Here is a 24,387-nt window from a genome sequence, read left to right on the forward strand (position 1 = left end):
TCTTCCGCAACCTGTTCATGTGTGCGAAGCGGGGGAACGTCGACGGTGTCCGATCTGGGACGGCTCGTGGCCGGCCGGTACCGCCTGGCGGAGCGCGTGGGCCGGGGCGGCATGGGCACCGTGTGGCGGGCCGAGGACGAACTGCTCGGCCGGCACGTCGCCGTGAAGAAGCTCCACGTGCCCCCGCATCTCGACGACGACGAGATCCGGACGCTGCACGAACGCACCCGCCGCGAGGCCCGCAGCGCCGCCCGGATCACCCACGCCCACGTGATCGTCGTCCACGACGTCGTGGACGACGAGGGCCTGCCGTGCATCGTCATGGAGTACATCCCCTCCGTCACGCTCGGCGACGTCCTGGCGGAGCGCGGCTCGCTGGCGCCCGCCGAGGCGGCCCGGCACGGCCTGGCCATGGCCGCCGCGCTGCGCGCCGCGCACGACGCGGGCGTCCTGCACCGGGACGTGAAGCCCGCCAACGTCCTGCTCGGGCACGACGGCCGGACCGTGCTCACCGACTTCGGCATCGCGGTCGAGAGCGGTACGCCGTCCCTGACCCGGACCGGTGAGCTGATCGGCTCCGTGCGCTACCTGGCGCCCGAGCGGCTGCGCAGCGCCGAGCCGAGCCCCGCCTGCGATCTGTGGTCCCTGGGCGTGACGCTGTACGAGGCGGTGGAGGGCCGCCATCCGTTCGAGCGGGGCACCGCGATGGAGACGGCGTACGCCATCGCCACCGAACCGCACGCTCCCCCGCGCGCCGCCGGGGAGCTGGCCCCGCTGATCGAGGGCCTGCTCGTGAAGGACCCCGAGCACCGCACCCCGGCACACGAGGCGGAGCGCCTGCTGCGCCGGGCGGCGGCCACGGGCCCCGGCACCGGCACCGGCACGGCCGTGATCGACCCGGCCGGTCCCGCGTCCGTCCCGGCCCCCGCGGCCCCCGCGCGCCGGGACGGACGCGGGACCGGCCGCCGCGCGGCCCTGTGGTGCGGCTCCGCCGCCGTGGTCGCCGGATGCGTGACCGGCGGCGTCCTGCTGTGGCCCGGCGACGGCGGCGAGGCGTCCGGGGCCCGGCCCGCGACCGGCGCCTCCCGCCCCGCCGTCCCGCCCGTGCCGTCCGGCTACCACCTGGCGCGGCAGGAGGGCGGCCTGGCCCTGCCCGTGCGCGACGGCTGGACCCGCAAGAACCTGCCGGGCGGCGACGTCGCGTACATCGACCCCACAGGACTGGTGGGCCTGCGGGTCAACGTCGCGGAGTTCGCGGGGTCCGACCCGGTCGAGCACTGGCGCAGGACCGAGGAGAGCCAGACCCGCCGGGACAACCCGGGCTACGAGCGGGTGCGGATGGCGGCCACGACCTTCCGGGGCGCGCCCGCAGGGTACTGGGAGTTCACCTTCGACGGCAAAGCCCGAAAGTTCCGGGCCGTGGAAATGGCGTTCTCCGACGACGACGGCACCCAGTACGTCGTCTACCTCTCCGCGCCGAACGAGCGGTGGAAGCAGTACCGCCCCGTCTTCGACGCGGCCGTGAAGGGCATCCGCCTCGACGGCTAGGCCTGTCGCCGCACCCGGGAAAACGCGGTGGCCGGTGCGCGGCGCGGCGTCCTAAGGTGGCGCGGTGACAACGCGGATGATCATCCTCAACGGCGGTTCCAGCTCGGGCAAGTCCGGGATCGTGCGGTGCCTGCAGGCCGTCCTGCCCGACCAGTGGCTGGCGTTCGGGTGCGACGCGTTCGTCGACGCCCTGCCCGCGCGGATGCAGGGGGCGGACGGCGGGATCGTGTTCGCCGCCGACGGGGGCGTGGACGTCGGTGCGGACTTCCGGGCCCTGGAGACGGCCTGGACGCACGGCATCGTGGCGATGGCCCGCGCGGGCGCCCGGATCGTCGTCGACGACGTCTTCCTCGGCGGCGCGGCGTCCCGGCAGCGGTGGGAGAAGGCCCTCGGCGACCTGGACGTGCTGTGGGTCGGCGTCCGCTGCGAGAGCGCAGTGGCCGCGGGCCGCGAGGTCGCGCGCGGGGACCGGACCCCCGGCATGGCCGCGGCGCAGGCGCGCCTCGTCCACGAGGGCGTGCGCTACGACCTGGAGGTGGACACCACCCGTACCGAGTCCCTGGAGTGCGCCCGGGCCATCGCCGCCCGCGTCACCTGACCGGCGCCTCCGGTCACCGCGGACGGGCCGCCTGCGCCCGCTCCTGCGTACGGCCCTGGAGGCGGGCGGCCCGCTCCCGGATCGCGGGCAGCTCGGCGCGGAGCGCGGCGCCCGGACAGCTGGTGGTGTAGCCGTCGGTGTGCCCGGCCACGGCGTCGAACTCGGCGCGCGTGCCCACCGGGAAGCGGCTGAGGCTGTTGCTGGACACCAGCTGCGCCCGCAGCCGCGGGTCGACGTCCGCGAGGCCGAGCTTCCACGCGGTGAGCGCGGCGATGGCCTCCGTCATCGGCCGCGGCACCGGGGTGCCCGCGGTGAACGTGCCGAGCGCGGCGATCCCGGCCGTACGGTGGTTGAACCCCTGCGTGTGCGCGCCGACGACGGGCCGGTCGACGCCGCCCGCGCGGCCCTCGTAGATCGTGCCGCAGCGGTCGACGAGGAAGTTGTAGCCGATGTCGTCGAAGAGCCGGGCACCCGTCTGGCCCGCCGCGAGGGCCCGGATGATGCGCGGCGCGTCGGCGCAGTCGTAGCCGTTGGGCGAGTCCGTGTGGTGGACGAAGACGGCGACGACGGGGCCGCCGTAGCGCACCGGCGGGCCGGTCTCGCCGGTGTCGCCCAGCCACTTGGCGCGCGGCACGATGGGCGGCCGGGCCGCGCGGTGGGCCGCGGGGACCACGGCGGCGGTCCGGTGCCCGGCCTCCTCGGCCGCGTGCTCGACGCCCACCGTGCACAGCGCGAGCGCCCCCACGGCGCACAGCCCCGGCACCCCGGCGAGGACCGCGCGCCCGGCAGGCGGCAGCCGCCCCGCCACCGTCTCCCGCCAGGCACGCATGCCTCCCACTCTCCGGGCGGCCCACCGGGCCCGCGCGCGGGGTGCGCCCGGTCGGGGGACGCCCCCGCGACCGGCGGCGGGCCCGCGCGATCCGTCGCGAGGAGTTCCGCGCCGGGTGTCGAGCACCCCGTGCAGGCCCGCCTGCTCGGCCGGGACGCGGACGGCCGCCCCGTGATCACGGACGGCCCGTACGGCGAGACGCAGGAGGTGCTCGCCGGGTACGGGCTCCTGGACCGCGCGCCGGGCCAGCGACATCGAGGGGGCGCGGGCCGCGTACCGGACGGCGGCCGAGCGCACGCTGGGCCGCCCGGAGATCCGCTGCCTTCAGACCCGCGCCGCGCGGCTCGCCCCCTGGACCGACTGCGCGGGCACCGCACCCATGCCGCCCGCGCCGCAGTCGGTGGCCACCGTGTCGGCGAAGGCGCGCGCCAGCGGACTGAGCGCGTCCCAGCGGCGCACCGCCCAGCCCACGGACAGCGCGGGCAGCTCCGGCACGGGAATGAGGCGGAGCCCCGGCGGACCCGCGGCCCGCCAGCCGGGCAACTCCGGCACGACGGCCTGGCCGACGCCGAGTTCGGTGAGCAGCAGGGCGGTGTCCCAGTCGGCCACGCTGGTGTGCCCCTGCGGCCGCAGCCCCGCGTCGGCGAGGGCCGCGTCGAGGCGGGAGCGCGAACTGGACACCTCGGGGGGCCGGATGAGCTGCACGGCCGCCAGGTCGGCGAGGGTGACGCGCCGCTTGGCGGCCAGCGGGTCGCCGCAGGGGACTGCCAGCACCCAGCGCAGCTCGGCGACGGGCCGCTGCTCGATGCCGCGCACGGGTTCGCCGATGGTGACCCAGGCCAGGTCCAGGTCGTCGGCGGCGAGCGCGTCGAAGCAGGCCCGGCTCGAACTCGCCGTCTGGAACTCCAGGGCCACCTGCGGGAACCGCTGCCGGAAGCCGACGATCGCGTCGGCCATGAAGTGCCGCACCGTCGTGGCACCCGTGGTGATGCGCACCGTGCCGCTCTCCCCGCGCACCAGGTCGCGCAGGCGGCGCAGGGCGAGGTCGATGCCACCGATGCCGTCGGAGGCGGCGGCGTGCAGGATGCGGCCCGCCGACGTCGGCACGACACCGCGCGCGTGCCGCTCCAGGAGGCTGACGGCCAGCTCCTTCTCCAGGCGTTTGACGTGCTGGCTCACCGCCGACTGCGTACAGGAGAGGTCGCGCGCCACGGCGCTGAGGCTGCCCGCGCGGCAGACGGCGATGAAGACACGGAGATCGTCGAGCGTCACGGCACGACGCTAGGGCGTCCCCGGCACGGGTGTCACATCCGGGGCCCGACCCGGCCGGGGCGGCCGGGGCCTGGCCCGGCCGGAGTGCCCGCGTCGCCTGCATGTTGCACAGATCACACGGGGTCGCGGAGTACGCGGGAACCCCCCTCCCTATTTCACCGTTGAACAAGATGAGGGTCCCGACCGCGATTCCCCCGTCCGGCCGGGGCCCTCTCGCACGCGCCCCCTCCCGGCACTTCTGACCGACACACATCTCGCCTGGTTGTCATGTACAGGCCTACTGTCGAGGGCAGGAGCTCCTTCCCCCACCCGCCCCAAGGAGGCACCGTGTTAAGACGCGTCATCGCGGCGGCCGCTCTCGTGGTCACCGCCGCCCTCGTCCCCGCCGCGCCGACGACGGCGAGCGCACCGGCACCGGCACCCGTCCGCACCGCCCCGGTCCCGGCCGCGGGCGAGGAGCAGACGGTCGACCTCAGGCTCGGCTCCCCCGGCGGCCCGGCCCGGCAGGTGATCCGGCACCCGGGAGCGGCGTACGTCAAGGTGCACTTCGCCCGCCTCGCGCTCGCCCCCGGCGACCGCCTGACCGTGGCCGACCCGGCCGGACGCGAGGTGCACACCTACCACGGCGACCCCACCCGCGGCGGGGCCGCGCCGGGCGACGCGGGCTTCACCCGGCACGGGCGCACCGGCTTCGCCGCGATGTCCGTCGACGGGGACACCGCGGTGATCACCCTGCACACCCGCGGCGAGCGGCGCTCGCAGGCGACGGTCGACCGGTACTGGCGCGGCTACACCCCGGCGGAGTTCACCGCCGAGAACCCGGCGACGCGCAGCGTGTGCGGCGCCGACGGCCGCCGGGACGCCGTCTGCTACAAGACCAGCCACCCCGCGCACTACGCCGCCTCGCGCGGCGTGGCCCGCATGCTCCTGAACGGCGGGGGCTACTGCACCGCCTGGCGCGTGGGCCGCGGCAACCACATGATGACCAACAACCACTGCATCAAGACGCAGGCCGAACTCGACAAGGTGGAGCTCCAGTTCGACTACGACTGCGCCACCTGCGGCGGCAACGACCCGCGCCCGGGCACCAAGGTCGGCGCGAACGCCCTCCTGCGCACCTCGGCGAGCCTCGACTTCACGCTCTTCAGCGTGGACGACTTCGACCGGATCACCCAGTTCGGCACCCTGTTCCTGGAGACCCGCGCGCCGATCGCGAACGAGCAGGCGTACATCGCCGGGCACGGCGACACCCGGCCCAAGCGCATCTCGATCTACGAGGAGCGCGACGGCGGCGCCTACTGCGGCGTACGGACCCCGCAACTCGGCCCCGAGGACGTCGGCTACAACTGCGACACCTCGGGCGGCAGCTCCGGCTCCCCGGTGCTCGCGGGCTCCTCCCACAAGGTGATCGCCCTGCACTGGGGCGGCTCCTGCCCGACCAACGTGGGCACGCGCATGGAGAAGATCTACCCGCAGGTCCAGGACCTGATCGACAACCGTCCGTAACCCACGGGCCTTCCCGGACGGAGCCCGCGCCGACCGGCGCGGGCTCCGTTCCGTACCCACGCGCCCCGCCGCGCGCCCGCACCCCCGCGCCACCCCTTCGGGCGGAATAGGCCATCTGTCCCGCGCCTGGCTGGACAGGACGACATCATGCGTCCATGGACGGTGCCACGCCTGTGCAGGTCTTGTTCCCACCCGACGAGTACGACGCCGTACTGCGGCACGCGGACCGGCTCGGCCTCACCGTCGCGGAGTTCATACGGCGGGTGGCGACCGGGCACGTACGCCGGGGCGGCGACGCGCGCGCCGGGGCGGTCCGGCGGGGCGCGAGCGTGCCGCCGGTGCGCCGCCGCCTCGACGCCTCGTCGACGCCCGCGCTCCAGCGGTTCCTGGACACCCTGGCGACGGGGTCCTGAACCCGGCGGGGCCCTAAACCCGGCGCACGGCTCGCCCCGGCCGGGGCCTCAGCCCAGCGCGATCTCCGGCTCGTAGAGGTCGAGCCACACGGCCAGATCGAGGGCGCGCTCCATGCCGCGCCGCGAGGCGGGCCTGATCTGCGGCGTCTCGCGGTGCGCGAGGCGCCGCAGCGCGTCGCGGTCCACGAGGTCGAAGACCGGATGTCCGGGCCGGGCGAGCAGGTCCTTGGCGTGTTCCTGGAGCGCGAAGGCGTACTTCGGGTCCTGCGTCGACGGGTAAGGGCTCTTCACCCGGTCGTACACCGACTGGGGGAGCCGGTCCGCGGCGGCCTCCCGCAGCAGCGACTTCTCCCGGCCGTCGAAGGTCTTCAGGGCCCAGGGCGCGTTGTAGACGTACTCGACGAGGCGGTGGTCGCAGAACGGCACCCGCACCTCCAGGCCGACGGCCATGCTCGCCCGGTCCTTGCGGTCGAGCAGCACCCGCACGAAGCGCGTCAGGTACAGCTGGCTGATCGTGCGCATGCGGTACTCGAAGTCGCTCTCGCCGTCGAGGCGTTCGACCGCGGCCACGGCCCCCGCGTAGCTGTCGCCGACGTAGGACCGCAGGTCCAGGGTGTCCAGGACGTCCCGGCGCAGCAGCCCCGCCTCGTCGCCGAGGGTCTCGGCGTGCCGCACCAGCCAGGGGAAGGTAGTGCCGCGCCGCGCCTGTTCGTCGAAGAACTGCAGATAGCCGCCGAAGACCTCGTCCGCCGACTCGCCGGACAGGGCGACCGTGGAGTGTTCGCGGATCGCCTGGAAGAGCAGGTACAGCGAAGCGTCCATGTCGCCGAAGCCGACGGGCATGTCGCGCGCGGTCAGCATCTTCGCCCGCACCTGGGGGTCGGCCAGCGTCTGCGCGTCGAGGACGATGTCGCGGTGGTCGGTGCCCGCGAGCCGCGCCACGTCGTGCGCGTAGGGGGAATCCGGCGTCCCGCGCAGCTCGTCCGCCACGAAGTGGTCGCTCTGCCCGGTGAAGTCGACGGAGAAGCTGCGCAGCGTCTCGCCCGCGCCCTTGAGCTGGTGGGCGGCGAGCGCCGAGAGGGCGGAGGAGTCGAGGCCGCCGGAGAGCAGCACACAGCGCGGCACGTCGGACACGAGCTGGCGGCGGACGATGTCGTCGAGCAGGGAGCGGACGGTGGCCACGGTCTCGTCGCGGCCGTGCGGGTGCGGCCGCGTCTCCAGGCGCCAGTAGGTGCGGGTGCGCAGGCCCCGGCGGTCCACGGTGACGACGGTGCCGGGCTCGACCTCGCGCATGCCGTCCCACACGGCGTGCCCCGGCGTCTTCACGAAGGCGAACACCTCACGCAGCCCGTCGACGGTCACGCGCGCCCGGGCCAGCGGGTGGGCGAGGATCGCCTTGGGCTCGGAGCCGAAGAGGACGCCGTCGGACGTCGGGCGGTAGTAGAAGGGCTTGATGCCCATGCGGTCGCGCACCATGACGAGCCGCTGACGGGGGCCGTCCCACACGGCGAAGGCGTACATCCCGTTGAGCCGCTCGGCCACCTCCTCGCCCCACTGGAGGTAGCCGCGCAGCACGACCTCGGTGTCGGACTCGGTGGTGAAGGCGTGCCCGAGCCCGGCCAGTTCGGCGCGCAGCTCGGTGAAGTTGTACGTCTCGCCGGAGTACACGAGCGCGACCGTGCCGCCGGGCGTGGCCGCGGTCATGGGCTGGCGGCCGCCGGGCAGGTCGATGACGGCCAGGCGCCGGTGGCCGAGCGCCGCGGGGCCCTGTGCCCAGGTGCCGCGGTCGTCCGGACCGCGACAGGCCATCGTCTCCGTCATCGCGTCCAGGACCCGGCCCTCGGTCCGCAGCTCACGGTCGAACGAGACCCACCCGGTGATGCCGCACATGCGATTCCTCCCGCCGAAGTAGATGTATCTAGCAGCTATATCGACAGGCTCCGCCCCGAACCCCGCGCGGTCAACGCTCGCGTCACCCCGCGCACCCGGCCGACCCGCGGATTCCGGCCGCACCGGACCGAAGGTCAAGGAGTCACCACGGCCGGACAGCCGCTCCCACCGCGCCCGGCCACGCCAGGGGCGCATCTGGAACATCAGATTCCGGCCATCCGTAAAGCTTTGCTCAACACGCGGGCGTCAGACAGGCCTGCACGGCGGGCGCGTACCGTTCGGTGATCTCGGCGATCGCCATCGCCCGCAGATGGGGGCCGCGGGCGATGCCGTACATCACTCCGAGGCCGAGCAGCATCGCCACCGCCATCTCGGCGCGCAGCCCCGCGTCCGCGCCCGGGAGGCGCTCGCCGAGCCTGCGCACGACCTGCGTGCGGAAGTTGGCGCGCAGCACATAGCCGTGCTCGCGGTGCAGCGGGGCGAAGACGATGCGCAGGATGGGGTCGGCGCCCTGCTCGGCCTGGCTGGTGAGCAGGTGGTGGACCATGTGGCGGCCGAGGTCCGCCAGGGGCGCGTCGAGGATGGCCGCGGCGTCCGTCTCGAAGGACATGATCTGCGCGAACAGCGCGTCCTTGCTGCCGAAGTACTTCAGGACGAGCGGCGGGCTCACCCCCGCCCGCTCGGCCACCGCCTTCAGGGTGATGTCGGCGTGCGCGTGCCGCGCGAGCAGATGCCGGGCCGCCCGCACGATGGCGGCCTTGGTCTCTTCGGCGTCACGGCGCGCGGACCCCGTCACGTGCCGGTGCGGCCGCGGGGTGGAGCTGGTCATGGCGTCACTTTCCCTCACCGGCCGCCCGGTCCCGGCGGCCGCGTCCGAGGGTAGGCGGCGGGCACCCCACGGGCCACGGACGGTTGCACGGGGCGCAACAGCCCCGCCGCCAGCCGCACCACCGGATACCGGAGAATTCCCGGACAGTCGGGACAGTTCACGCGCGATTCTCGGACATCTTCCCCGGGGCGGAGTGAATGGCAATTCACCTGGCCCGGCGAATTGCCATTCACCCGCGAAGAGTTGACGGTACGTCGATTAGTGGGCCGGACTTCGCGGGCCGACCCCGGGAAACGATCCCGCGGCCGGACACCGGCTCGCCGCAAGGTCCGTACCTTTATGGCCGAGAGGCGCCGGGGCCGCCCCGGCGCGGGCGCGCAGACCGTCCCGCGCCGCGCCCCTCGGCGACCGCCACCCGGCCCGTGGGGCGCCCCGCACCGCTCCGCCATACTGCGGCCATGACCAGATTTCGTGTGGGCTTGATCGGTACGGGTCCCTGGGCGACCGCGACGCACGCGCCGGTGCTCGCCGCGCATCCGGACGCCGAGCTCGCCGGCGTGTGGGGCCGCCGCCCCGAGGCCGCCGCCGAGCTCGCGGCCGCGCACGCCACCACGGCGTACGAGGACGTGGACGCGCTCTTCGCCGCGAGCGACGCGGTCGCCTTCGCGGTGCCGCCGGACGTACAGGCGCCCCTGGCGGCGCGGGCCGCGCGGGCGGGCTGTCACCTGCTCCTCGACAAGCCGGTGGCCACGACCGCGGCGGCGGCTCGCGCCCTGGTCACGGAGGTGGAGCGGGCCAAGGTCGCCTCCGTGGTGTTCTTCACACTGCGGTTCGCCCCGCCCGTGGCCGACTGGCTGGCCGAGCGGGCCGGGGAGGGGCCGTGGTTCACCGGGCGCGCCGACTGGTACAGCTCGTTCTACGCGGCGGACGGGAGCGGCGCCTTCGACTCGCCGTGGCGGGCGAGCAAGGGCGGCCTGTGGGACGTCGGGCCGCACGCGCTGTCCGTCCTGACGGCCGTGCTCGGCGAGATCACGACGGTGACGGCGGCCCCGGGACCGGCGGACACGGTCCATCTGATCCTGCGGCACGCGGGCGGCGCGTCCAGTACGGCGGCCCTGACGCTGCGCGCCCCGGAGCGGGCGACGGGCGTGACGCTGGAGTTCCGCGGCGAGCGCGGGACGGCCTCCCCGGAGGCCTTCGAAGAGACAGGGTGGGGCGATTCGGGCGTCGCGTTTCAGTCAGCTGTGAGCGCGCTCGTGACGGCGGCACATGCCGGACGGCCGCACGCGTGTGACGTGCGATTCGGCGCGCGCGTGACGGAGATCCTGGCAGCGGCGGAAAAGCAGGTGGCGGTGCTCGACGGCACGGAGCAACAGGGCCGAACGCGGACTCGGGCCTCTTGAGCGAATACCAGCCACAAGGGCCGCCCGGAACAACACGGGGCGGCCGGTACCGTGGCCGCTACGTAATGGCGAGTGACGGCACCGGCCGCAGCCAGTGAACCCAGGAACCGAACCGGGTAGTAACTGCCACGCAGGTACACACTGCTCAGTTTCCGACCACACAGATCGGAATACGAACAACCGGTCCCGCGCGCTACCCGACTACGACCCCGTAGGCGGAGGGGGTATCCGACGCCGAGGAATTTCAGCCAATTTCATGCTCCCCGAACAAGATGCCCCTGAGTTGTGCCCGCGAGCCCACCGACGATCAAACCTGCAGGTCGGTGGCCCCGCCCACTCCATGATGCCGCACGAGCTGATCGTTTTCTTCAGGCAATGTTTATGCCCAAAGACGATGCGAATATTTAGACTGCTGACGCTCAACTCGGCGTGTACGAAGAGGGATTACCCACCATGAACAAGACGGCGCTGCGCGCTCTGCTCCGTGAACGACGCGCCCTCATCGCCCCCGAATCGCACGGCTTCGTCCGCTCGACGGGGCAGGGCAGACGGGCACCGGGGCTCTCCCAGCATCAGGTGGACCAACTCCTGCATCGCACCCTTGGTACGTACCACCGCCTCGAGTCCGGCAACTACCCCAACCCACCGACGGCCCTCCTGCGCGACGTGGCCCGCCTGTTCGGGCTGAACGAGCAGGAATGGGTCTCTTTGTGCCGGTACGCCCTGCTCCAGGACCCGCCGGGGCCGCTGCACCTGTCGTCGGGCAAGGAGGTGCCGGGCGTCTGGCGCGAGGCTGTCAACGGCATCGCGCACATCGCGTACATCGCGGACGCGTCCTGGGACATGCTCGTGTACAACGACGCCTGCGCCGCCGTCTTCCCCGGGGGCGAGGTCCCGCCGAACATCATGCGCTGGATGGTCCTCAGCCCGGTGGCCCGCGAGATCCTCCTCGACTGGGACACCTCCTGGGCACCCATGCTGCTGCCGCAGCTGCGCGGGGCGCTCGCCACCCGGCCCGAGGACGAGACCCTCCAGCAGATCGAGAAGGAGGTCCTCGCCGACCCCCTGGCCGCCCCGCTGTACGGCGCGGACAAGCCCTACCCCCACCCCGACGGCGACGAGCGGCCCCTGCTGCACGCCGAGAAGGGCGCGGGCTGGGTCACCATGTGCGCCGCCCAGCCGCTGACCGCTCCGGGCGCCCGGATGATGATCCTGGTGTTCCACCCCGGACGGGAGCGCGTCCACCCGCGGGCGCCGATGCTGCGGGCCACCTGACGGCCCACGCGGTCGGCCACCGCCCCGGCACCGCCCGCCCGCGTGACCGCGGGCCGGGCCCGCCCCGGCGCCACCTGATCGCCGCACGCGGGCCCGCTCCCGGCCGACGGCCGGGAGCGGGCCCGTACGACGGCCGGGAGCAGGCCCGTACGACGGCTCTTCCCAGGTCCGGGGCCCGCGCTGGAACCGCCACGCCAGGACGCACGTTCGACGAGGTGCAGTACGTTTCCTTATGCCCTCCACATCCGACCTGCACCTGGCGGGAGTTCCTCCGTGTCCGCATATGTCCTCAGACCCCAGACCGTCGTCGGTGACCACAAGGTCACCACCGCGGAGATCACCGACGACATACGCAGGCACCACCCCGACCACCCCCGTCTCAACGCGTTCCTACGGGTCATCGGCAACTGCGGGGTCGAGACCCGCTACTTCACCCGGCCCCTCGACTCCCCGACCGTCGCCGGCACGGCCGATGTGCACGAGCGGGCCACCGCGGCCTTCGGCGACGCCCTCGCCATGGCCGAGCGCGCGGCCACGGCCGCACTCGCGTCGGCCGGCCTCGCCGCCACCGACATCGATGCCCTGGTCACCACGCACACCACCGGCTGGTCCGTCCCCAACCTGGACATCCACCTGATCGAACGGCTCGGCCTGCGGCCCACCGTGCGCCGCATCGCCCTCACCACGCTCGCCTGCCCCGGCGGCACCCAGTCCCTGATCCGGGCCGCGGACCTGGTCGCCGTCCGGCCGGGCAGCAAGGTCCTCGTGGTGGCCGCGGAGGTCATCTCGTCCGTCTACCACCACAGCGACACGGGCATCGAGGCCATGATCTACAAGGCCCTGTTCGGGGACTCGGCGGGCGCCGCCGTCGTGACGGACGAGCCCCTGGGCCCGGGCCTGGTCATCGAGGACACGTACGAGTACGTACTGCCGGGCAGCATCGACCGCCAGCGCGGCCGGATCACGGCCGACGGCTTCCACTTCGACTCCACCAGGAAGGCGCTCACGGCCGCGGACGACGTCCTTCCGCAGCTCCTGGAGTGGGTCGGTCCGCAGCAAGCCGAGTTCGCGGTCGTCCACCCGGGCAGCCCGCGCATCATCGCCGACACCGCGGCCGCCCTCGGACTGGAGGCCGTTGACACGCGTCACTCCACGGACACGCTCGCCCAGGAGGGCAATCTGGGCGGGGTGAGCGTGCTGCGCGTCCTGGAACGCACGCACAGCGCGCCGCCCGCCGACGGCGCCCGTGGCTACACCGTCGCCTACGGCCCCGGCTTCACCACCGCCGCGCTGCGCTGCCGCTGGCACGGGTGAGGGCGCCCCGGAGCAGCGGCGCGGGGGCCGCTGCTCACCCCTCCGGCTCGTCCGCCGCTGTGCTCTTTCGTCCTTTCGGCCACCCCGGTCCGGCCACCTGACCGATGGCGCGGACCCCGGGGCGTCCGGGACGGTGGGGAGCATGGACACGGTGTGGAATCGCGGGCGGCGGCTCGTCGCGGTGGCCGTCGCCGGCGCGGTGACGGCCGCCGTGGCCTTCGCGCTCGCCACGGCGGCGCCCGCGCGGCAGAGGCAGGGGCAGGAGCAGGGGCGAACGGCCGTCGCCGACGGCGGGCGGTCCGCCGCGTCGGACTGGCGCCTGGACGCGACCGCCCTGGGCCTGACGGCCACCGCGTCGGCGGCGGGACTCCTGGTGCTGCGGCGGGGAGGCCGTCACGGCGCCCGGCGCACGGCACCGGCGCGCCCGCGCGCCGTCGCGGCCACCTCCCCCGCGCCCCGGCGACCGGCCCCGCGCGCGGCGGCCCGCTGATGCTGCACGCGCTCTACCTCGTCGGCATCGCCGCCTTCGCCGCGAGCGGCGTGCTCGCCGCGCACCGGGCGCGGATGGACCCCTTCGGCGGGCTCGTCCTCGCCTTCGTGGCCTCCATCTCCGGCGGCACGCTGCGGGACCTGATCCTGGACCGCCACCCGCTGTACTGGACCCACGACTGGGTCCTGCTCACCGTGATCGCGGTCACGGGCGTCACCACGATGCTGTATCTGCGCCACCGCGAGCTGCCGCAGCGCACGCTGATGGTGGTGGACGCGGTGGGCCTCGCCGTGGTGACCGTCATGGGCGCGCAGGCCGCCATCGACGCGCACGTCACCCCGCTCGCCGTGATCATCCTGGCCGTCCTGACGGGGGTGACGGGCGAGGTCCTGCGCGACGTGCTGTGCGGGCAGTTCCCGCCGCTGCTGCTGCGCGAGGAGGTGTACGCGACCGCCGCGCTCGCGGGCGCCGGCTGCTACCTCGGGCTGCACCACACGGGCGCGTCCCCGACCACCACCACGGTGACGTCGGCCGTCCTCGTCCTCGCGCTGCGCCTCGCGGCGATCACCAGGTCGCTGCACCTGCCGCCGCTGTCCCGGGCCCGGGCCCCGCGCGCGGACCGCTGACCGCCCGCCGGAGAAATCCGGTTGTCCGGCGCGGAGCCCCCTGCTGAAGTGGCCGGATGGACTCGACAGCGGCCCTCGCGGCATACGACCAGCAGATCCGGCAGAGCCCCGACCCGGAGGGGCCCGGCGGCCGCGTGGAGGGGGCGGACGGCGTCATCCGCCATGTCGGCGCCGCCGCCCACGACTGGAACGGCGTGCTGTGGTCGGACCTCGACCCGGCCACGGCCGATGCCGCGATCGCCGCGCAGGTGCGCCTGTTCACCGGCCTGGGGCGCGAGTTCGAGTGGAAGCTGTACTCCCACGACCTGCCCGCCGATCTGCCCGAGCGGCTTCTCGCCGCCGGGTTCGCGCCCGAGCCCGCCGAGACCCTGATGGTCACGGAGGTCGACGCGCTGCCCCTGGACGCCGCCGCGCCCGAGGGGATCGAGCTCGTCCCGGTGACGGACGAGGCGGGGGTGCGGCTGATGGTCGCCGCGCACGACCGGGCCTTCGGCTCGGACGGCGCCGCGCTCGGCCGGCAGGTGCTCGACCAGCTGACCGCGGCGCCCGACACGCTCGCCGTGGTCGTCGCGCTGGCCGGGGACGAGCCGGTGAGCTCGGCGCGCATCGAGTTCCGGCCGGGCACGGACTTCGCGGGCCTGTGGGGCGGCGGCACCGTGGCGGCGTGGCGCGGCAGGGGCATCTACCGCGCGCTGATCGCCCACCGCGCCCGCCTCGCCGCCGCCCGCGGCGTGCGCTACCTCCAGGTCGACGCGTCCAGCGAGAGCCGCCCGATCCTGCGGCGGCTCGGCTTCGCGGAACTGGCCACGACCACGCCGTACGTGTACCGGCCCGGGGAGCCGCTCAGCCCAGGAGCTCGATGATCGCCTCGGCGGTGTCCGTCTCGCCGAGCCGCGGGAAGACCTTCTCGACGGCGGCCAGATGGGCCTGCTCGTCCATGTCGGTCACGGCGTCCACGGCCACCGTCACGTGGTAGCCGTGCTCGTGCGCCGCCCGGGCCGTCGACTCCACGCCGAACGCCGTGGCGATGCCGCCGACGACGACCTGGGTGACGCCCCTGCGGCGCAGCTGGAGGTCGAGGTCGGTGCCGTGGAAGGCGCCCCACTGGTGCTTGGTGACGACGATGTCGCTGTCCTGGCGGTCCAGTTCGGGGCGCAGCTCCGCCCAGTCGGCGGGGGTCGCGCCACCGCCGCCGAGCGTGACCTCGGTGCGCCCGGGCGCCCGGCCCGTCACGCGGACCAGGACGACGGGCAGCCCGTGCGCGCGGAAGGCGGCGGCGAGCCGGGCCCCGCGCTCGACGATCCGGTCGGCCGGATGGAGCGTGGGCAGGGCGGTGATGCCCTTCTGCAGGTCGACGAGGACGAGAGCGGTCTTCGGGTCGAGGGTGGTGGCGGTCATGGGGGTGCCTTTCTCGTACGGGGTGGGGGCACTCGGCGGCGCCGGGGTCACGGGTGGACCAGGCGCTCCAGGAGCACGACGGCGTCGGCCAGCTGCCGCTGCTCGCGCTCGTCGAGGCGGTCCGCGACGGCCGCCGCGAGCCAGTTCCGCTTGGCGTCCCGCGCCTCGGCGAGCACCCGGCGGCCGCGCTCGGTCGCGGAGACCACGGACCGGCGTCCGTCGTGCGGGTCCGGCGCGCGCTCGATCAGGCCCTCGGCCTCCAGAGCGCCGACGGTCAGGCGCATGGACTGGGGCCGCACGTGCTCGGCGCGGGCCAGCTCCGCCGTGGTGGCGGGCGCCTCCGCGAGCAGGGCGAGCGCGGACCGCTGCGAGGCCGTCAGGCCGGTCTCCGGCGTCTGCGTGCGCAGTCTGCGCACGACGTGCCGGACGGCGACGGTGAGGTCGGCGGCGATCTGCTCCGGCCCGGGTCCAGCCGTGCTTCCTGACGATTCGGTCATGACGACACCGTACGAAATAGGCAGGCAGACTTGCAAGTCTGCCTGCCTATTTCCTGAAGGTCCGCGGCGTCTCAACTGTTGGGCGGCGTCTCGTCCGGGAAGATCTTCGTGACCGCCTCGCCGTCCTCGGTCAGATAGCCGTGCAGCATGCCGGGGCTGCTGTGCGGCGCGTCGAACTGCCCGTCGGGCGCGAGGGCGATCACACCTCCGTCGCCGCCGAGGGCCGGAAGGCGCTTGACGATCACCTCGTACGCGGCCTTCGCCACGCCCACGCCCTTGAACTCCATGAGGTTCGAGATCGTCGCGGTGGCCCCGCCCCGGATGAACACCTCGCCCGCGCCGGTGGCGCTCGCCGCGACCGTGCCGTTCTTCGCGTACGTGCCCGCGCCGATCAGGGGCGAGTCGCCGACGCGGCCGGGGAGCTTGTTGGTCAGGCCGCCGGTGGAGGTCGCCGCCGCCAGGTCGCGGCGCTTGTCGACGGCGACCGCGCCGACCGTGCCCTTGGACTGCTCGTCGGCGAGGGCGGCCGGGGAGCGCGCGGCCTTGCTGTCGCCCTTCTCGGCCTCCTTGGCGGCCATCAGGGCGTCCCAGCGCGCCTGCGTCCAGTAGTAGTCCTGGGTGACGGTCCGCAGCCCGTGCCGGGCGCCGAAGTCGTCGGCGCCCTCGCCCGCGAGCAGCACGTGCTTCGACTTGTCCATGACGGCCCGGGCGCCCTCGATGGGGTTGCGCAGGCTTTTCACGCCCGCCACGGCACCGGCCTTCAGGTCCGAGCCGCGCATGAGGGACGCGTCCAGCTCGTGGCCCGCGTCGGCGGTGAAGACCGCGCCCTTGCCCGCGTTGAACAGCGGGTTGTCCTCCAGCCGCGTGACCGCCGCCTGGACGGCGTCCACGCTGGAACCGCCCTTGTCGAGCACCTTCTGCCCGGCTCTGAGGGCCTCGGTGAGCCCGTCCCGGTACGCCTTCTCGCGCTCCGGCGTGGTCTTGTCGCGGTCGAGGGCGGTGCCGGCGCCGCCGTGCACGGCGAGCACCACGTTCCGGGCGTCGGGCCTGGCCTTGCCCGTGGGCCGGGCGTCGGCGGCGGCAGCGGCGCGACCGTCCGGAGCGCGCTCCCCGCCCTGCGGGAGGGCGAGCGCGGTGGCGGTGACCGCGGCGGCGGTGGCGAGGGCGGGAACCAGCCAGGTCAAGGGACGTAAGCGCATGGGCACTCCTCGGCAGGACGACGACGGGGCCACCGTAAGGGCATGCACATGACGCCAACCAGAGGGCGTGACGCGGGGGGCAGCGGCGGCGGACCGCCCCCTCCCCCCGCGCCGCGGGCGTGTCACCGGATCGGCAGCCCCGACAGCGTGCGCGCGATCACCAGGCGCTGGATCTCGCTCGTCCCCTCGAAGATCGTGTAGATCGCGGCGTCCCGGTGCATGCGCTCCACCGGGTACTCGCGCGTGTAGCCGTTGCCGCCGAGGATCTGGATCGCCTGCGCGGTGACCTTCTTGGCCGTCTCGCTGGCGAACAGCTTGGACATGGAGCCCTCGGCGCTCTCGAACTTCTTGCCCGTGACCGCCATCCAGGAGGCGCGCCACACCAGCAGCCGGGCCGCGTCGATCTGCGTGCGCATGTCCGCGAGCTGGAAGGCGACGCCCTGGTTGTCGATGATCGGGCGGCCGAACTGCTCGCGCGTCCTCGCGTACTCCAGCGCCTCCTCGTACGCGGCGCGGGCGGTGCCCACGGCCATCGCGCCGACGGCCGGGCGCGAGGCCTCGAAGGTGGCCATGGCCGCGTTCTTCACGCGCTCGCCGCCGCTCTTCGCCCGCTCCCGCGCGCGGGCGAGCCGCTCGTCCAGCTTCTCCTTGCCGCCGAGCAGACAGGAACCGGGGACGCGTACGCCCTCCAGGACGACCTCGGCGGTGTGCGAGGCGCGGATGCCGTGCTTCTTGAACTTCTGCCCCTGGGACAGACCGGGCGTGCCCGGCGGCACGATGAAGGAGGCGTGCCCCTTGGAGCCGAGGTCGGGGTCGACCACGGCGACGACGACGTGGACGTTGGCGATGCCGCCGTTCGTCGCCCAGGTCTTGGTGCCGTTCAGGACCCACTCGTCCTTGACCTCGTCGTAGACCGCGCGGGTGCGCATCGAGGCCACGTCGGAGCCCGCGTCCGGCTCGGACGAGCAGAAGGCGGCGACCTTGACGTCGCTGGCGTCGCCATACATCTGCGGGATCCAGGTGCCGATCTGCTCCTCGGTGCCGTTGGCGAGGACGCCCACGGCGGCGAGGCCGGTGCCGACGATGGACAGGGCGATGCCCGCGTCGCCCCAGAACAGCTCCTCCATGGCCATCGGTATGCCGAGCCCGGTGGGGTCGAAGTACTGCTGCGCGTAGAAGTCCAGGGAGTAGATGCCCACCTTCGCGGCCTCCTGGATGACCGGCCAGGGCGTCTCCTCGCGCTCGTCCCACTCGGCGGCCGCGGGACGGATCACGTCCGCGGCGAACCCGTGGAGCCAGTCCCTGACCTCCTTCTGTTCGTCGTTGAGCTCCATGGTGAACTCGGCCATGACCCCTCCAGGCTGCGAACCCGTGCTACGTTACTTGCGGTAACTGGAGTCTGTTACCGGCCGGTAGCCTGTGTCAACTCCCGGCAGCCCGTTCGATGCGCGAGGGCTTCCGGGTGTTACGTTGCGCGTTGCGTCAGGAATCGCACGGGCGGAGAACACCACATGGAGACCACGCAGCGGACCGATCAACAGCGGTCCGCCGAGCAACGACGGCGCGAACTCCTTGAGGCGGCCGACCGCGTCGTGCTCCGCGACGGCCCCGGGGCCTCGATGAACGCCATCGCCGCCGAGGCGGGCATCACCAAGCCCATCCTGTACCGGCACTTCGGCGACAAGGGCGGCCTCTACGCGGCGCTCGCCAAGCGCCACACGGACGCGCTGCTCGCCTCGCTGCGCGCGGCCCTGGACGCCCCGGCCGAGCGCAGGGAGCGCGTGGAGGCCACCCTCGACACCTACCTCGCGGCGATCGAGGCCCGGCCGCAGGTCTACCGCTTCCTCATGCATCCGTCGGAAGCCGTCTCGTCCGGCGAGGTGAGCGGCGAGGGCTTCGACGTGGGCCTGCACTCCGCTCCCCTGCTGCGGCGCCTCGGCGAGGAGCTCGCCGAGGTCATCGAGGAGCGCGTCGACCTCGGCCCGCAGAGCGCGGAGCTCGCGCGCGTGTGGGGCCACGGCATCGTCGGCATGATGCACGCCGCGGGCGACTGGTGGCTGGGCGAACGCCCCTGCCCCCGCGCCCAGTTGGTGCGCAGCCTGGCGGACCTGCTCTGGGGCCGCCTGGCCGCCGCGGGCAACCGCGTGGGCGGGCCCGGCTTCTGAGAGCCGCGAGGGCCCGGCGCGCGCCGCGCCCCGGGCCCTCGCCTCCGCCTCGCCCGACGGCTCAGGCCGTCGTCGCCCAGGGCGCCCGCGCCGCCCGGCGCAGCACCCGCCGCCTGCGCCAGCCCGTGACGTGGTCCGTGTACACGCCGCCCGCCAGGTGGTCGCTCTCGTGCTGCAGACAGCGCGCGAAGAATCCGGTGCCGTGCACCCGCACCGGCTCCCCCGTCACGCTCACGCCCTCGACGACCGCGTGGTCGAAGCGCGGCGTCGCCGCCTCCAGGCCCGGCAGCGACAGACAGCCCTCGGGGCCGCGCACCGTCACGCCGTCGAGCTCCACCACCCGCGGGTTCACCACGTGACCGAGGTGGCGCACGTCCTCGTCGTCCGGGCAGTCGTACACGAACACCTGGAGGCCCACGCCGACCTGGTTGGCGGCGAGGCCGACGCCCCGGGCCGCGTACATCGTGGCGAACATGTCCTCGACGAGGGCCGCCAGTTGGGGCCCGAAGTCCGTCACCTCCGCACAGGGGGTGTGCAGCACGGGGTCACCGAGCAGGGTCAGGGGTCGTACGCGCCCTGAGGCGCCCGGGATCGAGCCGTGTCGCATGGCCGCAAGAGTACGGTCCAGGGGACAGCAGTGGTGCCGGGTGGTGGTGCGATTCGGGCTTGTCAGTCGATCTCGATAGGCTGGGCCGACACGATGCCGGGCAGGCGCGGCGCCGTACGCAAGGAGGACCCAGAACGATGGCAGGACACCCTGGCAGCTCAGAGCCGCTGTCGGCACGCGCCAAGCTGGCCGTGACGGCGGGCAAGGCGGCCGCGGCGGTGTCGCGCGCGGCGGGCCGCGGCAGCGGTTCGGTGATCGGCGGCAAGGTCGCGCTCAGACTCGACCCGGAGCTCCTCGGCCGGCTCGCGACCCACCTCGACGTGGTCCTGGTCTCGGCCACGAACGGCAAGACGACCACGACGCGCCTGATCGCCGAGGCCCTGCGCGCCAGCGGCCAGGTCGTGTCCAACGCCCTCGGCGCGAACATGCCCGCGGGCATCACCTCCGCCCTCGCGGGCGGCTCGGACGCCAAGTTCGGCGTGATCGAGGTCGACGAGAAGTACCTGGCGGGCGTCGCCCGCGACGTCGACCCCAAGGCGATCGCGCTCCTGAACCTCTCGCGCGACCAGCTCGACCGCGCGGCCGAGACCCGCATGCTCGCCGAGAAGTGGCGCGAGGGCCTGGCGGGCACCAAGGCCGTCGTCATCGCCAACGCCGACGACCCGCTGGTCGTCTGGGCCGCCTCCTCCTCGCCGAACGTGGTGTGGGTGGCCGCGGGCCAGGCCTGGAAGGACGACGCCTGGTCGTGCCCGGCCTGCGGCGGCGTCATGCAGCGCCCCGGCGACGACTGGTACTGCGGCGAGTGCGGCTTCCGCCGCCCCACGCCCAGCTGGGCGCTGTCCGGCGACCACGTCCTGGACCCGCACGGCTCGGCCTGGCCGATCCACCTCCAGCTCCCGGGCCGGGCGAACAAGGCGAACGCGACCTCGTCCGCCGCCGTCGCCGCCGTCTTCGGCGTGCCGCCGCAGGTCGCCCTGGAGCGGATGTATCAGGTCCAGGCCGTCGCGGGCCGCTATGACGTGGTCCAGTTCCAGGGCCGTGACCTGCGTCTCCTGCTCGCCAAGAACCCGGCGGGCTGGCTCGAAACGTTTTCGCTGATCGACGGGCCCCCGGCCCCGGTGATCCTCTCGGTGAACGCGCGCGGGGCCGACGGCACCGACACCTCCTGGCTGTGGGACGTCGACTACACCCGGCTCGCCGGTCACCCGATCTTCGTGCTCGGCGACCGCAAGCTGGACCTCGCCGTCCGCCTGGAGGTCGCGAACCTGGACTTCCGCGTCTGCGAGAGCCTCGACGAGGCCGTGCAGCTGGCCCCGCCCGGCCGCATCGAGACCATCGCGAACTACACCGCCTTCCAGGACCTGCGCCGCCGCGTGGGCAACTGACCGCGCCCCGACCGTCACTGAGGACCAATGAGCATGAGCGACAACAGCCTCCGGCTGGTCTGGGTCTACCCGGACCTGCTGTCCACGTACGGGGACCAGGGCAACGCCCTGGTCGTGGAGCGCCGCGCCCACCAGCGCGGCCTCCAGGTCGAGCGCTACGACGTGCGCAGCGACCAGCCGGTGCCCACCTCCGGCGACATCTACCTGATCGGCGGCGGCGAGGACCGGCCGCAGCGGCTCGCGGCCGAGCGCCTGCGCCGCGACGGCGGCCTCCAGCGGGCCGTGGGCAACGGCGCGATCGTCTTCTCGGTCTGCGCCGGCTACCAGATCCTGGGCAACGAGTTCATCAACGACCTGGGCCAGCGCGAGCCCGGCCTCGGCCTGCTCGACGTGGTCTCCGTGCGCGGCGAGGGCGAGCGCTGCGTCGGTGACGTCCTCGGCGACATCGACCCGCAGCTCGGCCTGCCGGAGCTCACCGGCTTCGAGAACCACCAGGGCGTCACGCACATCGGCCCCAACGCCCGCCCGCTGGCCCGCGTCCGCCTCGGCAAGGGCAACGGCACGGGCGACGGCACGGAAGGCGCCTACAACGGCACCGTCTTCGGGACGTACATGCACGGGCCCGTCCTGGCCCGCAACCCGCTGCTCGCCGACCTGCTCCTGAAGCTGGCGCTCGACGTGAACGCACTGCCGCCGACGGACGACCGCTGGTACGAGGCGCTGCGCGCCGAGCGGATCGCGGCCGCCCAGCAGCCCGCGTAACGCCTTCGGCGCGGGGTGCGGCTCTGTCGCGCTTCGCGCTCGTCCTCAAACGCCGGACGGGCTGGATATTTTCCGCCCGTCCGGCGTTTCGCTGTCCCGTCGTGTGTCCCCTCGTGTGTCCAGTGGGTGGGCGATGCCTGCGGGGGCGGGCGGTGCGCCGGTAGGGTGGGCCGGGATTTCAGCCGGACGACGGGGTCCGGTCACCGCCCACCTTGCAAAGGTTTCGCACCATGCGTATCGGTGTCCTGACCTCCGGCGGCGACTGCCCCGGACTCAATGCCGTCATCCGCTCCGTCGTGCACCGTGCCGTCGTCGACCACGGCGACGAGGTCATCGGCTTCCACGACGGCTGGAAGGGCCTCCTGGAATGCGACTACCGCAAGCTCGACCTGGACGCGGTCGGCGGCATCCTGGCGCTCGGCGGCACGATCCTCGGCTCCTCCCGGGTACAGCCCGCCCATCTGCGTGACGGCGTCGCGCGCGCCAAGGGGCACGTCGCCGAGCTCGGCCTCGACGCGATCATCCCGATCGGCGGCGAGGGCACCCTGAAGGCAGCCCGGCTCCTGTCCGACGCGGGCCTGCCGATCGTCGGCGTACCGAAGACCATCGACAACGACATCGCGGTCACCGACGTGACGTTCGGCTTCGACACCGCCGTCGGCGTGGCCACCGAGGCCCTCGACCGCCTCAAGACCACCGCCGAGTCGCACCAGCGCGTCCTGATCGTCGAGGTCATGGGCCGTCACACCGGCTGGATCGCGCTGCACTCGGGGATGGCCGCGGGCGCGCACGCCGTCGTCGTACCGGAGCGGCCCTTCGACATCGAGGAGCTGGCGAAGAAGGTCGGCGAGCGCTTCGAGGCGGGCAAGAAGTTCGCCATCGTCGTGGCCGCCGAGGGCGCCAAGCCGCGCCCCGGCACCATGGAGTTCGACGAGGGCGGCAAGGACGTCTACGGCCACGAGCGGTTCGCGGGCATCGCCCGGCAGCTCTCCCTCGAACTGGAGCAGCGCCTCGGCAAGGAGGCCCGCCCGGTGATCCTCGGCCACGTCCAGCGCGGTGGCACGCCCACGGCGTACGACCGCGTGCTCGCCACCCGCTTCGGCTGGCACGCCGTGGAGGCCGTGCACCGCGGCGAGTTCGGACGGATGACCGCGCTGCGGGGCACCGACATCGTGACGGTGTCGCTCGCCGAGGCCGTCGAGACGCTCAAGACCGTGCCCGAGCAGCGGTACGAGGAAGCGGAGTGCGTGCTCTAGGGCACCGCCCCGCCCCCGGCGAGCGCCGGGGTCCCGAATCCGCCCCCGGTCGCGAGCGCGCCCGGGGGCGGTTCTACTCTGGTGCGGACACACAGCGCACAATCTGCACGAAACAGGAGCCAGCGGATGGATCACGGCGGGCACGGCATGCACGGCATGGACCATGGGATGAACATGGACCTGCCGCCGTTCACGCTGGCGCGCGGCCTGGAGATCTCGGTCGAGCCCTTCTTCCTCATCAGCTGCCTGGTGGCGCTCAGCCTGTACGGCTGGGGCGTCGCCCGCCTCGTGCGGCGCGGCGACAAGTGGCCCGTCGGGCGCACGGTGTCGTTCGTCGTGGGCGTCCTCACGATCCTCCTCGTGATGTGCACCAAGCTGAACGACTACGGCATGGTCCTGTTCAGCGTGCACATGGTGCAGCACATGATCATCAGCATGCTGTCGCCGATCCTGCTGCTGCTCGGCGCGCCGATCACGCTCGCGCTGCGGGCGCTGCCGGTCGCGGGCCGGGGCCGCAAGGGGCTGCGCGAGCTGCTGCTCATGCTCCTGCACAGCCGGTACGTGCGGATCATCACGCACCCCGCGTTCACCATCCCGATGTTCATCGCGAGCCTGTACGCGCTGTACTTCACGCCGCTGTTCGACACCCTCATGGGCTCCAAGGCCGGGCACATCGGGATGATGGTGCACTTCCTCGCCGTCGGCCTGGTCTTCTTCTGGCCGATCATGGGCATCGACCCGGGCCCGCACCGGCCCGGCCATCTGATGCGGATGCTGGAGCTGTTCGCGGGCATGCCGTTCCACGCGTTCTTCGGCATCGCCCTGATGATGGCGTCCGAGCCCATGATCGAGACGTACAAGAACCCCCCGGCCTCGCTCGGCGTCGAAGCGCTCGCCGATCAGAACGCGGCGGGCGGCATCGCCTGGGCGTTCAGCGAGATCCCGTCGGTGCTCGTCCTCATCGCCCTGCTCTTCCAGTGGTACCGCTCCGACCAGCGCGAAGGCCGCCGCAAGGACCGCGCCGCCGACCGCGACGGGGACAAGGAGCTGGAGGCGTACAACGCCTATCTGGCGTCACTGGCGTCGCGCGGGCGCTAGCGTCCGGGCCTCCTCACGGGTGAGGAT

24 protein-coding genes are annotated in these 24,387 nt (G+C 73.6%); 15 read left to right on the top strand and 9 right to left on the bottom strand.

Translation table 11 applies throughout. The features are described from left to right. Positions 1–45: 45 nt before the first annotated feature. Together C9F11_RS06020 and cpt are read left to right on the top strand one after the other, a co-directional pair. Complete coding sequence (locus C9F11_RS06020; protein WP_138958266.1) at positions 46–1,548, top strand: serine/threonine-protein kinase; 1,503 nt, start codon at positions 46–48, stop codon at positions 1,546–1,548. Between the two features lie 76 nt (positions 1,549–1,624). Continuing rightward, positions 1,625–2,146: a chloramphenicol phosphotransferase CPT gene (gene cpt, locus C9F11_RS06025; RefSeq protein WP_138966142.1), complete on the top strand. Its 522-nt coding sequence runs from the start codon at positions 1,625–1,627 to the stop codon at positions 2,144–2,146. A 13-nt stretch (positions 2,147–2,159) separates the two neighbouring features. On the opposite strand, the gene C9F11_RS06030 is transcribed toward cpt, so the two are convergent. Together C9F11_RS06030 and C9F11_RS06040 are read right to left on the bottom strand one after the other, a co-directional pair. Beyond that, positions 2,160–2,975 (bottom strand): peptidoglycan recognition protein, encoded by an 816-nt coding sequence (locus tag C9F11_RS06030; protein WP_138966144.1) that lies wholly within the window; start codon positions 2,973–2,975, stop codon positions 2,160–2,162. Between the two features lie 324 nt (positions 2,976–3,299). Then, positions 3,300–4,247 (bottom strand): LysR family transcriptional regulator, encoded by a 948-nt coding sequence (locus C9F11_RS06040; protein ID WP_138958267.1) that lies wholly within the window; start codon positions 4,245–4,247, stop codon positions 3,300–3,302. Positions 4,248–4,574: 327 nt separating this feature from the next. Between C9F11_RS06040 and C9F11_RS06045 the strand changes: the two genes are divergently transcribed. Together C9F11_RS06045 and C9F11_RS06050 are read left to right on the top strand one after the other, a co-directional pair. Beyond that, complete coding sequence (locus C9F11_RS06045) at positions 4,575–5,753, top strand: serine protease (RefSeq protein ID WP_249401618.1); 1,179 nt, start codon at positions 4,575–4,577, stop codon at positions 5,751–5,753. Between the two features lie 155 nt (positions 5,754–5,908). Then, entirely contained in the window at positions 5,909–6,166 is a 258-nt protein-coding gene (locus C9F11_RS06050) for a hypothetical protein (protein ID WP_138958268.1), read from the top strand. Positions 6,167–6,214: 48 nt separating this feature from the next. Here the strand turns inward: C9F11_RS06050 and asnB are convergent, their stop codons facing one another. Next, positions 6,215–8,056 (bottom strand): asparagine synthase (glutamine-hydrolyzing), encoded by a 1,842-nt coding sequence (asnB, locus tag C9F11_RS06055; RefSeq protein ID WP_138958269.1) that lies wholly within the window; start codon positions 8,054–8,056, stop codon positions 6,215–6,217. A 232-nt stretch (positions 8,057–8,288) separates the two neighbouring features. Beyond that, a complete protein-coding gene (locus tag C9F11_RS06060; protein WP_138958270.1) occupies positions 8,289–8,885 on the bottom strand; it encodes a TetR family transcriptional regulator in 597 nt (198 codons plus the stop codon). A 458-nt stretch (positions 8,886–9,343) separates the two neighbouring features. Here C9F11_RS06060 and C9F11_RS06065 point away from each other — a divergent pair, with 458 nt between their 5' ends. The 6 genes from C9F11_RS06065 to C9F11_RS06090 all read left to right on the top strand — a co-directional run bounded on the left by C9F11_RS06065 (position 9,344) and on the right by C9F11_RS06090 (position 14,856). Next, positions 9,344–10,288: a Gfo/Idh/MocA family oxidoreductase gene (locus C9F11_RS06065; RefSeq protein WP_138958271.1), complete on the top strand. Its 945-nt coding sequence runs from the start codon at positions 9,344–9,346 to the stop codon at positions 10,286–10,288. 453 nt (positions 10,289–10,741) lie between these two features. After that, positions 10,742–11,563 carry a helix-turn-helix domain-containing protein gene (locus C9F11_RS06070; RefSeq protein WP_138958272.1) on the top strand — a complete coding sequence of 274 codons (822 nt, stop codon included), beginning with the start codon at positions 10,742–10,744 and terminating at the stop codon, positions 11,561–11,563. A gap of 273 nt (positions 11,564–11,836) precedes the next feature. Next, on the top strand, positions 11,837–12,877 hold the full coding sequence (locus tag C9F11_RS06075) for a PhlD (protein ID WP_138958273.1): 1,041 nt from the start codon (positions 11,837–11,839) through the stop codon (positions 12,875–12,877). A gap of 142 nt (positions 12,878–13,019) precedes the next feature. Continuing rightward, the gene (locus C9F11_RS06080; RefSeq protein WP_138958274.1) at positions 13,020–13,367 is read left to right on the top strand and encodes a hypothetical protein; all 348 of its coding nucleotides are present in this window, start codon (positions 13,020–13,022) and stop codon (positions 13,365–13,367) included. Further along, positions 13,367–13,993 carry a trimeric intracellular cation channel family protein gene (locus tag C9F11_RS06085; protein ID WP_138958275.1) on the top strand — a complete coding sequence of 209 codons (627 nt, stop codon included), beginning with the start codon at positions 13,367–13,369 and terminating at the stop codon, positions 13,991–13,993. Before C9F11_RS06080 ends, C9F11_RS06085 begins: the two co-directional genes overlap by 1 nt. A 56-nt stretch (positions 13,994–14,049) precedes the next feature. Beyond that, positions 14,050–14,856 carry a GNAT family N-acetyltransferase gene (locus C9F11_RS06090; protein WP_138958276.1) on the top strand — a complete coding sequence of 269 codons (807 nt, stop codon included), beginning with the start codon at positions 14,050–14,052 and terminating at the stop codon, positions 14,854–14,856. Here C9F11_RS06090 and C9F11_RS06095 read toward each other — a convergent pair. From C9F11_RS06095 to C9F11_RS06110, 4 genes are all read right to left on the bottom strand, one after another. After that, positions 14,837–15,391, bottom strand: coding sequence for an isochorismatase family protein (locus C9F11_RS06095; RefSeq protein WP_138958277.1), 555 nt, complete (start codon positions 15,389–15,391; stop codon positions 14,837–14,839). The two genes, C9F11_RS06090 and C9F11_RS06095, sit on opposite strands and share 20 nt — an antisense overlap. A 47-nt stretch (positions 15,392–15,438) precedes the next feature. Further along, on the bottom strand, positions 15,439–15,888 hold the full coding sequence (locus tag C9F11_RS06100; RefSeq protein WP_138958278.1) for a MarR family transcriptional regulator: 450 nt from the start codon (positions 15,886–15,888) through the stop codon (positions 15,439–15,441). A 71-nt stretch (positions 15,889–15,959) separates the two neighbouring features. Next, the gene (locus C9F11_RS06105; RefSeq protein ID WP_138958279.1) at positions 15,960–17,087 is read right to left on the bottom strand and encodes an isoaspartyl peptidase/L-asparaginase; all 1,128 of its coding nucleotides are present in this window, start codon (positions 17,085–17,087) and stop codon (positions 15,960–15,962) included. A 122-nt stretch (positions 17,088–17,209) separates the two neighbouring features. Further along, a complete protein-coding gene (locus C9F11_RS06110; RefSeq protein WP_138958280.1) occupies positions 17,210–18,436 on the bottom strand; it encodes an acyl-CoA dehydrogenase family protein in 1,227 nt (408 codons plus the stop codon). 162 nt (positions 18,437–18,598) lie between these two features. On the opposite strand from C9F11_RS06110, the gene C9F11_RS06115 reads away from it, so the two are divergent. Further along, positions 18,599–19,252 (top strand): TetR family transcriptional regulator, encoded by a 654-nt coding sequence (locus C9F11_RS06115; RefSeq protein ID WP_138958281.1) that lies wholly within the window; start codon positions 18,599–18,601, stop codon positions 19,250–19,252. A 61-nt stretch (positions 19,253–19,313) separates the two neighbouring features. Here the strand turns inward: C9F11_RS06115 and def are convergent, their stop codons facing one another. After that, positions 19,314–19,859, bottom strand: a complete 546-nt coding sequence (gene def / locus C9F11_RS06120; RefSeq protein ID WP_138958282.1) for a peptide deformylase — start codon at positions 19,857–19,859, stop codon at positions 19,314–19,316. 137 nt (positions 19,860–19,996) lie between these two features. Here def and C9F11_RS06125 point away from each other — a divergent pair, with 137 nt between their 5' ends. The 4 genes from C9F11_RS06125 to C9F11_RS06140 all read left to right on the top strand — a co-directional run bounded on the left by C9F11_RS06125 (position 19,997) and on the right by C9F11_RS06140 (position 24,360). Continuing rightward, the gene (locus tag C9F11_RS06125; protein WP_138958283.1) at positions 19,997–21,244 is read left to right on the top strand and encodes a MurT ligase domain-containing protein; all 1,248 of its coding nucleotides are present in this window, start codon (positions 19,997–19,999) and stop codon (positions 21,242–21,244) included. A 33-nt stretch (positions 21,245–21,277) separates the two neighbouring features. Further along, on the top strand, positions 21,278–22,006 hold the full coding sequence (locus tag C9F11_RS06130) for a glutamine amidotransferase (protein WP_138958284.1): 729 nt from the start codon (positions 21,278–21,280) through the stop codon (positions 22,004–22,006). Positions 22,007–22,236: 230 nt separating this feature from the next. Beyond that, positions 22,237–23,262 (top strand): 6-phosphofructokinase, encoded by a 1,026-nt coding sequence (locus C9F11_RS06135; protein WP_138958285.1) that lies wholly within the window; start codon positions 22,237–22,239, stop codon positions 23,260–23,262. Positions 23,263–23,388: 126 nt separating this feature from the next. Further along, the gene (locus C9F11_RS06140; protein WP_138958286.1) at positions 23,389–24,360 is read left to right on the top strand and encodes a cytochrome c oxidase assembly protein; all 972 of its coding nucleotides are present in this window, start codon (positions 23,389–23,391) and stop codon (positions 24,358–24,360) included. Positions 24,361–24,387: the final 27 nt, after the last annotated feature.

This window comes from Streptomyces sp. YIM 121038, from assembly GCF_006088715.1.
In the GTDB taxonomy this organism is placed as follows: Bacteria; Actinomycetota; Actinomycetes; order Streptomycetales; family Streptomycetaceae; genus Streptomyces.